Genomic DNA, 13,150 nt, shown 5'->3' on the forward strand with positions numbered 1-13,150 from the left:
CCTCAGCGTTCAGTTCAAGGTCGGCGATGTTGCCTCGGGCTGCCGGGCGCCGACCCGAACCATGTTGCGTCCAGCTTCCTTGGCTTCGTAGAGGGCGCGGTCGGCGGCCAGCATCATGTCGTCGAAATCAGTGTATTCCCCCGGCGCGCGCGTCGCCACGCCGATACTGACGGTGGCCCACACCTCGCCGCCCGACGGCATCTCGATCGCCCGCATTTCAAGTGCCTGGCGGATGCGCTCGGCGACGGAGGTTGCCGCGATCATGTCGAGGCCCGGCAGCACCACGGCGAACTCTTCGCCACCCATGCGGCCGAACAGGTCGGCCGGGCGCAGCAGACGGGAGATCAGGACGACAAATTCCTTCAGCATCGCGTCGCCGCCGGCATGGCCGAATCGGTCGTTGATGTTCTTGAAGTGATCGATGTCGAGCATCAGCAGCGCCGTGCCTTGGTCCCGGTTCGCTTGCAGGCAGGCTTCGCTTCGCTCAATGAAGGCACCGCGTGACAGCGCGCCGGTCAGCGAGTCGTGGTTGGCCGCGCGCGACAGTCGTTCGATCAGCTCGACGCGGGCGGCGTTGATGCTGGCAACAGTCAGCGGGCAGAGCGCCATCAGGGCGATGCCGAGCCGCAGCGAGTCGAGCGAGCGCAGCGGGTCGGGCAGTTCCGGCAACGGGATGAGGTTTGCCGGGATCGAGATCAGCAACCACACGCTCAGCAGCATGGTCAGCACCGAGGTGGTGAACGTCTTGTAGGTCAGCGAGCACCAGAGCAGGGCAGGGATGGGCATCGCTAGAGCACCTGGTCCGCCCAGCATGATGGCAAGCCCAACCGAAGCCACCAGCACCAGCGCCGGCAAGGCATGCTGGAAGAGCGCGGGCGAAAGACCGGCCGGCCAATGCTCGCGCAGCCTGCGGAAGCCGGGGAAGGTCAGCAGCACCGGAAGGATGATCAGGCTGTTGACCAGTTCGGTGATGAACCAGAAGGTGATGCCGCTGAAGAAGTCCTTGCCAAACAAAAGGCGTGCCGCGCCGCCGCCGGCGATCGAGGCGGCCAGTGCCACCGCGCAGCAGATGGCGAAGAGGTGCAGCACCGATGACGGCCGTTGCAGCCAGCGGTCGCTCTCCGGCACCAGCCGGAACAGCAGGTACCCGGTCAGCGCACCGGTGATGTTGGCAGTCGTCAGCCACAGCGTGACGAAGAAGTTTCCACCTGTTGAAAGGTCAGCCACGATGTAGCCGACGAAGGCGGCGAGCCAGCCCAGTGGCGTGGCGTAGCTCGGGTTGCGCACCATCATGCCGAGCAGGATGGCGTTCGCCGGCCAGACCGCGGCGAGGAAGCCGACCGGCCGCGTCAGTATGCCGAAGAACGATGCGAGGAAGACGATGCCGGCAACGATCAGAGCAATCGCAAGTTGCGGTTGTGTGTCTGGCCTGACAGGCAGTTCCCGGGTGGCAGTCAGCATTCCCCGTCCGTATGCAAGTTCCTGTTCGGATTGTTGGCCAACAAGCGTTTATCCGAGCTTAATAAGTTCCTTCTGATGTACATTGAGATGCTGGCCACGTCCAAGCATTTCGCTGGCCGCGTTGATGCCTCCGCAACCGATGGGTGCGAGAGACGTGACAGGTCAAGCGGCGATGCGCGGCTCCAGCTCCTCGACCGTGGCGTGACCGCGGAACCCGCCCAATGACACGGCTTCCCGCTCCTCCTCGATGGCATGGGCGAAGATCACCGCCGGGTCGGCTTCGAGTTTTTGCATGTGCTTGTGGATGCCGGGGAACTCGCTCGCCATGTCGAACAAGTCGAGATCCGAGCCCCAGCGCGCGATGCCGATGAAGTAGGCGTCGGCCACGGTTCTGTGGTCGCCAATCAGCCATTCGCTGTTTTCGAGCACGCGCTGCAGGAAGGCGAAGTCCATGGCTGCCTTTTCGCGCGCCATCTTGCGCAGCATGTTGCGCCCGGCGTCGTCGTCTTCGACCAGCTTGAAGGCGTTCCAGCCATAGCCGAGATCGGAATGCAGCGTGGTGTGCAGGTGGGACAGCATCCAGTTCAGCCGGTCGAATTCCTTGCTGCCCTGGGCAAAGCCGAGGCCATTGTCGAGGTCGCGCGCGGCGATGTTGTGCAGGATCGCCAGGCTCTCGGTCAGCGTGCCGCCATCCTCGGTGACCATCGCCGGCGTCTGGCCGAGCGGGTTGACCCTGGCGAAGGTGCGGGAATGCTTGGCTGTCATGTCTATGCGGTGCAGGCGGTAGGGCTGGCCGAGCCATTCGAGTGCCACGATCGAGCCGAACGAGCAACCATGCGGCACGCCGTAAAAGAGCACAGGTTCCATGTCATATCCTCTTGAAATCGGACCGCGAGACAGTCGCGGCGTGCCGCAGAACCTATGCATTGAACTCGTTCCAACAAGTACCTACATTTCGGTAAGGTACTGACTTCAAAGTGAGAATTGAGGATTTCTTGGCGAAGACGCAGCCAGAAAGTTGTGGCCTCGGCCCCGCCTTCCAGGTCATTGGCGGCAAATGGAAGGCGTTGATCCTGTGGCTGGTGCACACCGAGCCGCGCCGCTTCGGCGAGCTCAAGCGGCTGGTGCCCGACATCAGCGAGAAGATGCTGATCCAACAATTGCGCGAAATGGAGGCCGACGGTCTCGTCCACCGCGAGATCTTTCATGAGGTGCCGCCGCGCGTCGAGTATTCGGCGACGCCGCTCGGCCAGTCGCTCGATGAAGCGCTCGGACCGCTCGCCAGCTGGGGCAAGGAGCATGGCGCCGCCATCGAGGCGCGGAAGGCGAAATCGCCTGGTCACTAGCTGACATCAAAGCACGGGACGCGCCTCAGCCTTCCAGGTCGAGCTTCAGCCGATCGAGAATGCTCATCGCGTGGCTGGCATATTCGCTGATCCAGCGGTCGTGAATCTCTTTGATCGGCATCGAGTTGAGGTGGTTCCAGCGTTCGCGGCCTTCGCGCCGGGCGACCACCAGCTCGGCCTCCTCCAGAACCTTCAGATGCTGCATCACGGTGCAGCGGTCCATGTCGTCGAAACGCTCGCACAGGGCGCCCGTCGTCAGCGCGCCATCCTTCAGCACGTCCAGCATCAATCGCCGGCGCGGATGCGCCAGAGCCTTGAAAACATTGTCGTCTTTCGAATCGCTTGACATGTTATAATTTTATAACACATTGTTGCCGCGTGCAAGCATAGGAGGCTGACAATGTCCTTGGGGTTCAAGGTTTCGGGACGTATCGCCAAGCCCGTCCACGAGGTGTTCGACGCGGTCGTCAATCCGAAGAAGCTGAGCGGCTATTTCACCACGCTGAACGGCGCCAGCGCGCCGCTGGTCGCCGGAACCACCGTCACCTGGTGGGGTTCGGTGCCGGTCGAGGTCGACGAGATCGAGTTGGACAAGCGTATCGTACTGCGCTGGGACGCCGAGGTGGCCGAGGGCCAGCCGGCCTACAAAACCCGGATCGAGATGGGCTTCGACGTGCTCGAGGACGGCTCGACCTTCGTTACCATCGGCGAATCCGGCTGGGTCGAGGACGCGGTCGGGCGCAAGGCGTCCTACGGCAACTGCGAGGGCTGGGCGGAAATGCTGTCGGCGATGAAGGCCTGGCTCGAATACGGCATCAATCTGCGCGAGGGTTTCTACCCCTCAGAGATGCGCGGCGAGTTGCCGACGACAAGCGAACGCAAGTGAGGAGAAAGACAATGGGTGCCAAGATCGAAGGCGGCATGAACATCGCCATGAAGGTGCCGAGCCACCAGTACGAGGCGACCATCGCCTTTTACCGCGACGTGGTCGGCCTCGAGGGTATCCCGGAGAAGCTGCCCGCGGTTGGCTTCAAGCTCGGCCCGAACCAGCTCTGGATCGACGAGGCCCCGACCATGAGCCAGGCTGAGGTCTGGCTGGAGCTGTTCACGCCCGATTTTGCCGGCACGCTCAAGCAACTCGGCGATGCCGGTGTGGTGCGCTGCGACCCGATCGAGCCGCTCGGCGAAACCTTCCGTGGCGGCTGGATCATGAACCCGGCCAACATCGTGCACATGGTGCGCGAACCCGACGCCTGGTGAGGCTGGAACAGTTCGGGCGGCGGGCATTCCCGCCGCCCGGTCTTGTCAAACCGAGTGGATTCGCACTTCGCCATTGGCTAGGAAGCAGGCCTTGTCGAACAGCTTGAGATCCAGCGGATTGGGCAGCCTGACGTCGCCGAGTTCGGGCATCGTCTTCGTTGCCGGGTCGTAGGAGCGGTCGATCTGCGAGATCATCACGACGATCAGCCCCTTGTCGCGCGCCAGTGCTCTCAGCGCCCGCACCTGTTCCATCAGCTTCGGATTGTCGCGCTTCTGGTCGAGCAGTTGCAGGTAATCGACCACCACCATCGTGCCGCGCGGCGCCGAAGCCATGCGCCCGGCGATATGGGCCGCGCTGATGATGTCGGAGCTGTCGAGCTCAAACAGGCTGCCAAACTGCGCCCGGTCGGCGCCGATGGCGCGGAAGCGATCGAGCACTTCCTTTTCAGTGTATTCGAGCGTGAAGAAGCTGCCGCGATGGCCCGATTTCATCGCCTCGACGGCGAGTTCGAGACCCATCAGCGTCTTGCCCTGGCCGGGCCGCGCGCCGAGCAGGACCATGTCGCCGGGAGCGAGCCGTGCGAACAGTCTTGCCGCCGGGCGCACGGCAGCGGCCTTGGCGGCAAGCAGGCTCCAGCCGGCAATGCCTTCGCTGGCTGCCACCTCGTCGAGTGCCTGATGAAGTGGGATCGTCTTCGTCCTGGCCAGAAGCCTGGCCTTGCGCTTCAGCACAGGAATGGGCGCGGATAGTTTCATTGTGCGAACCTCCAGATACGAGCTGTCGTCGCAACCCCTCCTTATGCACGTGCTCGAACAGATGGTTCGGTGATTTAGGCACCCTGCACGATCAGTACTTTCCCGCTGGAGGGGGGAGGCGTGGGCCGCGCCAGAATCAGATGATAGCCCGGTTCCGGTCGGTGTGAAATCGCTGGCCGAGACGAAAACGGCGGGCTTTTGGCCCGCCGTCGTCATGTTCATCGGTGGCCGCCACTTTTCCTGCGGCGGTTCCGCTGCAGCATGTTGAGGCCCTCGACCAGCGCCGAGAAGCCCATGGCGGCGTAGATGTAGCCCTTGGGCACATGATAGCCGAAACCATCAGCAATCAGCGTCATGCCGATCATCAAGAGGAAGCCGAGCGCCAGCATGACGATCGTCGGGTTCTTCTCGATGAAGGTCGCGAGCGGCGTTGCAGCCAAAAGCATCACGGTCACGGCGACGATCACGGCGATGTACATGATGCCGATCTCGTCGGTCATGCCGACAGCGGTGATGATCGAGTCAATCGAGAACACCAGGTCGAGCAGCAGGATCTGGAAGATCGCAGCGCCCATCGAAAGCTGCAGCGTACGCGATACCATCTCGTCCTTGTGGTCCTCGGGATCGACCGAGTGGTGGATTTCCTTGGTCGCCTTCCAGACCAGGAACAGGCCGCCAGCGATCAGGATCAAGTCGCGCCAGGAGAAGCCGTGGCCGAAGGCCGTGAAGACGGGTGCCGTCAGCGCGACGATGAAGGAGATGGTGGCCAAAAGCACCAGGCGCATGATCAGGGCCGCCCCGATGCCGAGCCGCCGCGCCTTGGCGCGCTGGTGCTCAGGCAATTTGTTGGTCAGGATCGAGATGAAGATCAAATTGTCGATGCCGAGCACAACTTCGAGCGCGATCAGGGTCAGCAGTGCCACCCAGGCGGTCGGGTCGTTGATGAAGCCGAAATACGGCGCCAGGAATTCGATCATCTAAGTGTCCCCGTTGTTCTTCTGGATACGATGCGAGCGGCCGGCGGCCGCTCGTTCACATGCTACAGTGCCGAGACATGGTGCATCCGGATAGATGCATCATGCTCTAACATATGCTGACGTGCGGCGGGCAAGTAGGTTTCGACTGGCCCCACGTCAATGTCAGGACCAGAAGGATGGGACGGTTTCTTCGAGCCTAGGCCCGCGACGCAATGGCGCAACCCGTTCGGCGAGGCCGGTGCGGTCGGAAATGTCGACGCCGACGCCGCAGATGGTGGCCGGGCCGTTGGCCGCCTCGAAGCGGCCCTTCGGCACCTTGGACAGGAACCGGTTGAGCGGTTCTTCCTTGTCCATGCCGAGCGAGGAGTCGTAGTCACCGCACATGCCGGCGTCGGTCAGATAGGCGGTGCCGCCATTGAGGATCTGGTGGTCGGCTGTTGGCTGGTGGGTATGCGTGCCGACAACCAGGCTGGCGCGGCCGTCGACGAAATGTGCAAAGCACATCTTCTCGCTCGTCGCCTCGGCGTGGAAGTCGATCACCACCGCATCCGCCTGTTCGCCCAATGGGCAGGCGGCCAGTTCCCGCTCGCCGGCCTGGAACGGGTCGTCGAGTTCAGGATGCATGAACACCCGGCCCATGATGTTCGAGACGAGAACGCGGGCGCCGTTCCTGGCGATGTAGAGGCCGGAGCCGCGTCCCGGCGTGCCCTTCGGGAAATTGGCCGGGCGCAAGAAGCGTTCCTCACGCGGCGCAAACGCCAGCGCCTCGCGCTGGTCCCAGACGTGATTGCCCGTCGTCACCACATCGGCGCCGGCAGCAAGCGTTTCGCGGAAAATCTCCTCGGTGATGCCGAAGCCGCCGGCGGCGTTCTCACCGTTGACGATGACAAAATCGAGCCGGAAATCAGAAATCAGGCCGGGCAGCTGATTCCACACCGCAGTGCGTCCGGCCTTGCCCACCATGTCGCCAAGAAAAAGAAGTCTCATGAAAAATGCTTCTACAGGGCCATTGCGAAATCATGCAAGTGGAGCCGGCCGAATTTGCCCGGAGCGGATTCGCGCTGGCCGATCACCTCACGCCGGCTCGAAACGGCGCAGCCCGCTTTCCGTCAGTATTTCGGGGATGATGACGTCGTGGTTCTCGTCGGGAACGCGCTCGACCTCCTGGCAGTCGAAGGCGATGCCGATCAGCCTGGGCTCTATGCCCTTGTCCTGCAGCTTGGAGATCGCCCGGTCGTAATAGCCGGCGCCATAGCCGATGCGGTGGCCGCGTTTGTCGAAAGCCGCCAGCGGCACCAACATGATCTGGGGATCCAGCACCTCGGCTTCCTCATGCGGCCCGACGGTGCCAAAACCCATATCGACCATCGGTGCCCCGCGCACCAGTTCGCGGAAGACGATCGTGTGCTTGTCGAGGATCGCCGGCAGGCAGAGCCGTGCACCATGCTCGCGCAGGGCAAACATCATCGGCCTGACGTCCACCTCCGATCGCATCGGCCAGAAGCCCGAGACGATCGTGCCGGGCTCGAACTGCAGATTGTCGCGCGCCGTCTCCGCCATCTCCAGCGACGCTTCGATGCGCCAGAACTGATCGAGCGCGTCGCGCCGGGCCAGCGCTTCCTTGCGCAGCTGCTTCTTGATTTCGCGATGGGAAGTCATGCCGGTGTTCGCCCGTTCTGCTGTCGTTCGCCACGTGTTTGGCACATTGGCCGTTGCACCGGCAACGCGGAAACCGACGCTTTCAGGCGTCGGGTGGGCAGGTTTTATCCTGACAGGGAGGTGACGATCCACACAACCGGTGAAGAAGTCGATCCCGGAGACCTACAAAGTAGGTGGGCGCCGTATGGAAGAACCCACGGGTCCTCCCAGGGACAGCTCCCTAAGGATCGTTAAGGCCCCGGGGAAAATGCTCTCCTGCCGGGAAGCGCAGACCGTCACCGCCAATATAGGCGCTGTGGCCGCAATGCGCCATGGCAGTGGGACGCTTCGTGCAAGGATATTTGCGGGGCTGTGGTGTGGAGGTTTTTTCATGCTCATGCGCTTTGTTGTCTGTTCGAGCGAGAGCTCTGCCTCCTGTACCGCGGCGGCCCCGAACGCCTATCACGACGGGACGTCCCGCTTGCCCCACCGGCCACACCTCCCTAGTGTCGGCGCCGACGAATTTGGAGTTTCGCATGCGCTTTGAAGGAACGTCGGCTTATGTCGCCGACAAGGATCTGATGGTGGCGGTCAATGCGGCGATCGCTCTGGAGCGGCCGCTGCTGGTCAAGGGCGAGCCGGGTACCGGCAAGACCGAACTCGCCCGCCAGGTGGCATCCGGCCTCGGCCTTGAAATGATCGAGTGGAACGTCAAGTCCACCACCAAGGCACAGCAGGGTCTCTACGAATATGATGCCGTCTCGCGCCTGCGCGACAGCCAGCTCGGCGACGGCCGCTTCAACGACATCAAAAACTACATCAAGCGCGGCAAGCTGTGGGATGCGTTTGCCGCCGACAAAAAGGTCGTGCTTCTGATCGACGAGATCGACAAGGCCGACATCGAGTTCCCCAACGATCTGTTGCAGGAACTCGATCGCATGGAGTTCTTCGTCTACGAGACCGGCGAGACGATCAGCGCCAAGGTCAGGCCGATCGTCATCATCACCTCGAACAACGAGAAGGAACTGCCCGACGCCTTCCTGCGCCGCTGCTTCTTCCACTACATCCGCTTCCCCGACGTCGACACGCTGCACAAAATCGTCGAGGTGCATTATCCCGGCATCAAGCAGAACCTGGTGCGCGCCGCACTGACCCAGTTCTACGAGATCCGCGAGGTTGCCGGCCTCAAGAAGAAGCCGTCGACCTCGGAAGCGCTCGACTGGATCCGCCTGTTGGTCGCCGACGATATCGCACCGGAAGACCTGCGCGCCGACCCCAAGAACGCGCTGCCCAAGCTGCATGGCGCCCTGCTCAAGAACGAGCAGGACGTGCATTTGTTCGAGCGCCTGGCATTCATGGCGAGACGGCAGGGGTGAAATTTTGGCGGCATCGTCCGGTGACCAGAGGGAAGTCGATGTCTCGATCATTCGCTGGGTTGACGACGAACCGTAGCCGGAAATCATTGAATTCGTCTTGAGCGACCGATCTGGGCGCCAATGGCATTTCCATGAAGAATGTGCAGTGATTTCGGGAGAGTTGTTGGATGCGGCCAGCGTCTATCCGAACCCGGCACATTGCGTTGCACCGTATTGTCTCAAGGCTGCGATCCGGAAGGACGATCAATAGCGGAAGTCGATACGTATCGACCCTGGTTTGTGGAATCTCTGGAGGGCACCAGGCGATTTGAAGTCATTTCCAGCCAACTGTTGCCCGAAAGCCAGGAGCAGCGATTTGGCAGCCCTGGACCCTTGTCCCATCAGAGATTTCTGAGGACGCTGGTGCATCCAAGGAGAGAGAGCTTCATGACCGACATCACCATCCGCCCGCTCGAGCTTGCCGACCACGAGGACTGGCGCCGACTGTGGACCGCTTATCTCGATTTCTACAACACGGTCCTGCCTGAAAACATCTACAAGCTCGCCTGGAAGCGCCTGTTCACCGAGGGCGAGTTCGAGCCCAAGGGTCTGATCGCTCTCGTCGACGGCAAGGCGGTCGGCCTGACGCACTATCTCTACCACCGCTCGGGCTGGTCCGAGGCCAACAATTGCTACCTGCAGGATTTGTTCGCCGACCCGGAGGCGCGCGGCAAGGGCGTCGGCGCCGCCCTGATCGAAGCCGTGAAGCAGGAGGCCGGCAAGCTCGGCGTTACCAATGTCTACTGGATGACCCACGAGACCAACGCCACGGCGCGCAAGCTTTACGATCGCGTCGCTCGCCGCACCGGGTTCATCGAGTACGACCTGCTCTGAGGCGACAGGCAATCACTGGCCAGGACCCGCGGGCGATCAGCCCGCGGTGCGTTCCAGCCACTGGTTCCACTGGGCTGCGCTGCCGCGGAAGACGTTGAGGTCGATCTTGCCCTCGACACCATGCGACAGGCCCGAGCCCGAATACTGCCAGAACACCCAGTTGCGGCCGGGATAGACCTTGGATGGCGGCTCGGCCACGGCGCGTAGCCAGAACGGATAGTTCTGGAAGTGGCCGCGCAGATTGTCCTTGTAGAAGTCGGGCGCGGTGTAGATTACCGGACGCTGGCCGTAATGGCGCTCCAGCTTGTCCATGAAGACCTGCATCTTCTCGCGGATCTTTTCGGGGCTGTGGCGGCGCTTGCAGCTCGATTCGCCATTATATTCGACGTCGATGACCGGTGGCAGCGCGCCGGGAACCCTGGGCACGTTGCGGATGAACCAGTCGGCCTGTTCGCCGGCGGTGCGGCACCAGTAGAAGAAGTGATAGGCGCCACGCCTCAGGCCGGCGGCCTCGGCCGCGCGCCAGTTCTTGCGGAACATCGGGTCGAGATGGTCGCCGCCGTCGGTGGCCTTGATGTAGGCGAAGTTGGCGCCCTGGGTGCGCAGCTTGGGCCAGTCGATCTCGCCCTGCCAGCGCGACACGTCGACGCCGTGGACGGCGAAGTTCTTGGGCGACATGGTTCGGCCGAAATTGATCGGCTTGGCGTCGCGGAAGCGGCGGCCATAGATCTTGCCCGGCGCAAACGGCGTTGCCTTCATCGGGTTGGACGGCGCCACCAGCGCGATCGGCTTGGCGTCGGGCGTCGGCATGTCTTCAAGCTCGATGGCAGGCTCCATCGGCGTCCTTGGCATAGGCGTGGGCATTGCCATCGCCACCTGTACCGGCGCTGCCGTCATCGTGGTCACTTCGACTGGCGCTGCCATGACCGGCTGGGGCGCCGGCGCCTGCGCGACCACGGGTGCGATGTCGGCCGACGGCCGCATCACCGAACTCGTTGTTTCAGGAGATGGCGACGCCTGCTCCATCAGGCTGCCGAGGCCCGAGCTCGAGGTGCAGCCGGCAAGAGCCAGGCTGGCGAGAACGATCGCTGACGCCGCTGAGAAACGCATTGGTACCCGTACGCAAAACAAACTCGGATCGGAGGCAGACTCGGGCCCCGCTCCCCACTGACGGCAATTGCTAACGGGAAATTACCAAGAAAGACTGAATCCGATTTTTACTTTAATTAGATTTTGGGTGTTGCAGCGCTGCCAATGCGCCCATCGCCTGATTGTCGGCACTGCTGTGGCATCGGCGGACTTGCCTGCGGCAGCGCGCCGAAGCAAAGTGCCCGCCATGTTCATACCCTTCTTCCTCGAGCTCAAGGCGGCCAAGGTTCCGGTGTCGCTGCGCGAATATCTGGCCCTGCTGGAGGCGCTCGACGCCGATCTCGTCAGCTATGACGTCGAGGGCTTTTATTACCTCGCCCGTGCGGCGCTGGTGAAGGACGAGCGCCACATCGACCGTTTCGACAGGGTTTTTTCCCACTACTTCAAGGGCGTCGAGACCGTTGCGGGCGAGGGCGGGGTCGACGTTGCCAACATCCCCGAGGAATGGCTGCGCCGCTTGGCGGAAAAGACGCTGACCGACGAGGAGAAAAAACTTGTCGAGGCGCTGGGCGGCTTCGAGAAATTGATGGAGACGCTGAAGCAGCGGCTCGAGGAGCAGAAGGGGCGCCACCAGGGCGGCTCGAAATGGATCGGTACCGCGGGCACTTCGCCCTTCGGCGCCTATGGCTACAATCCCGAGGGCGTGCGCATCGGCCAGGAGACGAGCCGCCATCGCCGCGCGGTGAAAGTGTGGGACAAGCGCGAGTTCCGCAATTTCGACGATAGCGTCGAGCTCGGCACCCGCAACATCAAGGTGGCGCTGAAGCGCCTGCGCCGTTGGGTGCGCGAGGGCGCCGAAGAAGAGCTCGACCTGCCCGGCACTATCCACGCCACCGCCGACCACGGTTATCTCGACGTCAAGACCAGGCCCGAGCGGCGCAATGCGGTGAAGCTTTTGATGTTCTTCGACGTCGGCGGCTCGATGGACGACCACATCAAGGTGGTCGAGGAGCTGTTTTCGGCGGCGCGCGTCGAGTTTCGCCAGCTCGAATATTTCTACTTCCACAATTGCCTCTACGAAGGCGTCTGGAAGGACAACCGCCGCCGCCATGCCGAGGTCATGCCAACGCTCGACGTGCTCCACAAATATGGCCACGACTACAAGGTCATCTTTGTCGGCGACGCTTCGATGAGCCCCTACGAGATCGCTTATGCCGGCGGTTCGGTCGAGCACTGGAACCCGGAGTCGGGTGCTATCTGGCTGCGCCGCGTGCTCGACCAGTGGCCGAACGCCGTCTGGCTCAATCCGACCCAGGAAAAGCACTGGGGCTACACCAGCTCGATCAAGATGATCTCGGAGATCTTCGCCAACCGCATGTACCCGCTGACGCTGGCCGGTCTGGAAGCAGCGACCAAGCAGCTGTCGCGCAAGCACTGAGCCGCTTCAACAGGATTTGATGCCCTGTCAGTCGGCACCTTTCGTAACTATCTGTGCGAAGACCGCGAACAAGAAGAACAATCGAGGGAGATCCCCGGAATGGATGCCAAGACCTATCCCGTTACCCGTACCGACGCCGAATGGCGCGCGATGCTGACGCCCGAGCAATACCAGGTGATGCGCCACCACGGCACCGAGCGGCCGGGCAGTTGTGCGCTCCTCTACGAAAAGCGCGCCGGCACCTTTGCCTGCGCCGGCTGCGATCAGCCGCTGTTCGAATCCAAGCTGAAGTTCGAGAGCGGCACCGGTTGGCCGAGCTTCAACGACCCGGTCGAGGGTTCGGTCGAAACCACCGTCGATCGCGGTTACGGCATGGTTCGCACCGAGGTGCATTGCGCCAATTGCGGCAGCCACCTCGGCCACGTCTTCCCCGACGGCCCGCCGCCCACCGGCCTGCGCTACTGCATCAACGGCGTGGCGCTGAATTTCGAGCCGGCAGCTTAATTCGCTCTTTTGACAAGAGACGCCGCGGGTGCTGACCGCGGCGCGATCGTCTGATGGCAGCACCAGTGCTGCTCAGAGCAGGCTGGCGAGGATGATCCACAATGTGGCGCTCAGCTTGACAGCATTGGCATTCGGCGTGCCAGCCATGTCAGCCGTCCTCAGTACGCTGCCATAGAGGAACAGATTGTAGGGCAGCGGGATCAGGTGGACGGCGACTGCGAGCAGCGCTGACATTTTTGCGGCCAGGATCAGCAGCGCGACGATCGTCGTGGCGACGTTGATGATGCTGCCAACCACCACCATGTCCCACCAGAACAGCTGGCCGAGCGGCACGTCGCCGTTCCAGCGGCGCGAAAAGAATGCGGAAAGTCCGCTCTGTCCGCCCAGGGGATTGTCGGAGGGGTGGAAGTGCCCGGTCTGTGTCATCGCTGG

General features: G+C 62.6%; 16 protein-coding genes and 1 other RNA gene. 7 read left to right on the forward strand and 10 right to left on the reverse strand.

Going from position 1 to position 13,150, the window contains the following annotated elements:
- Window positions 1–9: 9 nt before the first annotated feature.
- A complete protein-coding gene (locus tag H5P29_RS08080; RefSeq protein ID WP_067956903.1) occupies window positions 10–1,461 on the reverse strand; it encodes a GGDEF domain-containing protein in 1,452 nt (483 codons plus the stop codon).
- Window positions 1,462–1,623: 162 nt separating this feature from the next.
- Complete coding sequence (locus H5P29_RS08085; RefSeq protein WP_067956906.1) at window positions 1,624–2,328, reverse strand: glutathione S-transferase family protein; 705 nt, start codon at window positions 2,326–2,328, stop codon at window positions 1,624–1,626.
- A gap of 128 nt (window positions 2,329–2,456) precedes the next feature.
- Between H5P29_RS08085 and H5P29_RS08090 the strand changes: the two genes are divergently transcribed.
- Entirely contained in the window at window positions 2,457–2,807 is a 351-nt protein-coding gene (locus H5P29_RS08090; RefSeq protein ID WP_067956909.1) for a helix-turn-helix domain-containing protein, read from the forward strand.
- Window positions 2,808–2,832: 25 nt separating this feature from the next.
- On the opposite strand, the gene H5P29_RS08095 is transcribed toward H5P29_RS08090, so the two are convergent.
- On the reverse strand, window positions 2,833–3,156 hold the full coding sequence (locus tag H5P29_RS08095) for a helix-turn-helix transcriptional regulator (RefSeq protein ID WP_067956912.1): 324 nt from the start codon (window positions 3,154–3,156) through the stop codon (window positions 2,833–2,835).
- Between the two features lie 51 nt (window positions 3,157–3,207).
- Here H5P29_RS08095 and H5P29_RS08100 point away from each other — a divergent pair, with 51 nt between their 5' ends.
- Window positions 3,208–3,693, forward strand: a complete 486-nt coding sequence (locus H5P29_RS08100) for an SRPBCC domain-containing protein (protein ID WP_067956915.1) — start codon at window positions 3,208–3,210, stop codon at window positions 3,691–3,693.
- Between the two features lie 11 nt (window positions 3,694–3,704).
- On the forward strand, window positions 3,705–4,067 hold the full coding sequence (locus tag H5P29_RS08105; RefSeq protein WP_067956918.1) for a VOC family protein: 363 nt from the start codon (window positions 3,705–3,707) through the stop codon (window positions 4,065–4,067).
- Window positions 4,068–4,112: 45 nt separating this feature from the next.
- Here H5P29_RS08105 and H5P29_RS08110 read toward each other — a convergent pair whose 3' ends face one another.
- The 5 genes from H5P29_RS08110 to ssrS form a co-directional block, all read right to left on the reverse strand.
- Window positions 4,113–4,823 carry a DNA helicase gene (locus H5P29_RS08110; protein ID WP_154387226.1) on the reverse strand — a complete coding sequence of 237 codons (711 nt, stop codon included), beginning with the start codon at window positions 4,821–4,823 and terminating at the stop codon, window positions 4,113–4,115.
- 218 nt (window positions 4,824–5,041) lie between these two features.
- Window positions 5,042–5,800 carry a TerC family protein gene (locus H5P29_RS08115; protein ID WP_154387227.1) on the reverse strand — a complete coding sequence of 253 codons (759 nt, stop codon included), beginning with the start codon at window positions 5,798–5,800 and terminating at the stop codon, window positions 5,042–5,044.
- A gap of 162 nt (window positions 5,801–5,962) precedes the next feature.
- Complete coding sequence (locus H5P29_RS08120; protein ID WP_067956925.1) at window positions 5,963–6,787, reverse strand: YmdB family metallophosphoesterase; 825 nt, start codon at window positions 6,785–6,787, stop codon at window positions 5,963–5,965.
- Window positions 6,788–6,874: 87 nt separating this feature from the next.
- Window positions 6,875–7,459 (reverse strand): 5-formyltetrahydrofolate cyclo-ligase, encoded by a 585-nt coding sequence (locus H5P29_RS08125; protein WP_067956928.1) that lies wholly within the window; start codon window positions 7,457–7,459, stop codon window positions 6,875–6,877.
- A 121-nt stretch (window positions 7,460–7,580) separates the two neighbouring features.
- Window positions 7,581–7,736, reverse strand: a non-coding RNA gene (ssrS, locus tag H5P29_RS08130) — 6S RNA.
- 238 nt (window positions 7,737–7,974) lie between these two features.
- Here ssrS and H5P29_RS08135 point away from each other — a divergent pair.
- Together H5P29_RS08135 and H5P29_RS08140 are read left to right on the forward strand one after the other, a co-directional pair.
- Window positions 7,975–8,814 (forward strand): MoxR family ATPase, encoded by an 840-nt coding sequence (locus tag H5P29_RS08135; protein WP_154387228.1) that lies wholly within the window; start codon window positions 7,975–7,977, stop codon window positions 8,812–8,814.
- A gap of 426 nt (window positions 8,815–9,240) precedes the next feature.
- Entirely contained in the window at window positions 9,241–9,687 is a 447-nt protein-coding gene (locus H5P29_RS08140) for a GNAT family N-acetyltransferase (protein WP_154387229.1), read from the forward strand.
- Between the two features lie 36 nt (window positions 9,688–9,723).
- Here H5P29_RS08140 and H5P29_RS08145 read toward each other — a convergent pair whose 3' ends face one another.
- Complete coding sequence (locus tag H5P29_RS08145) at window positions 9,724–10,797, reverse strand: GH25 family lysozyme (RefSeq protein WP_154387230.1); 1,074 nt, start codon at window positions 10,795–10,797, stop codon at window positions 9,724–9,726.
- A gap of 226 nt (window positions 10,798–11,023) precedes the next feature.
- Between H5P29_RS08145 and H5P29_RS08150 the strand changes: the two genes are divergently transcribed.
- Window positions 11,024–12,214, forward strand: coding sequence for a VWA domain-containing protein (locus H5P29_RS08150; RefSeq protein ID WP_154387231.1), 1,191 nt, complete (start codon window positions 11,024–11,026; stop codon window positions 12,212–12,214).
- Window positions 12,215–12,313: 99 nt separating this feature from the next.
- Window positions 12,314–12,718 (forward strand): peptide-methionine (R)-S-oxide reductase MsrB, encoded by a 405-nt coding sequence (gene msrB / locus H5P29_RS08155; RefSeq protein WP_154387232.1) that lies wholly within the window; start codon window positions 12,314–12,316, stop codon window positions 12,716–12,718.
- A 72-nt stretch (window positions 12,719–12,790) separates the two neighbouring features.
- Here msrB and H5P29_RS08160 read toward each other — a convergent pair whose 3' ends face one another.
- Window positions 12,791–13,144 (reverse strand): hypothetical protein, encoded by a 354-nt coding sequence (locus H5P29_RS08160; RefSeq protein ID WP_083948455.1) that lies wholly within the window; start codon window positions 13,142–13,144, stop codon window positions 12,791–12,793.
- Between the last annotated feature and the right edge of the window lie 6 nt (window positions 13,145–13,150).

Source organism: Aminobacter sp. MDW-2, assembly GCF_014250155.1.
GTDB lineage: Bacteria > Pseudomonadota > Alphaproteobacteria > Rhizobiales > Rhizobiaceae > Aminobacter > Aminobacter ciceronei.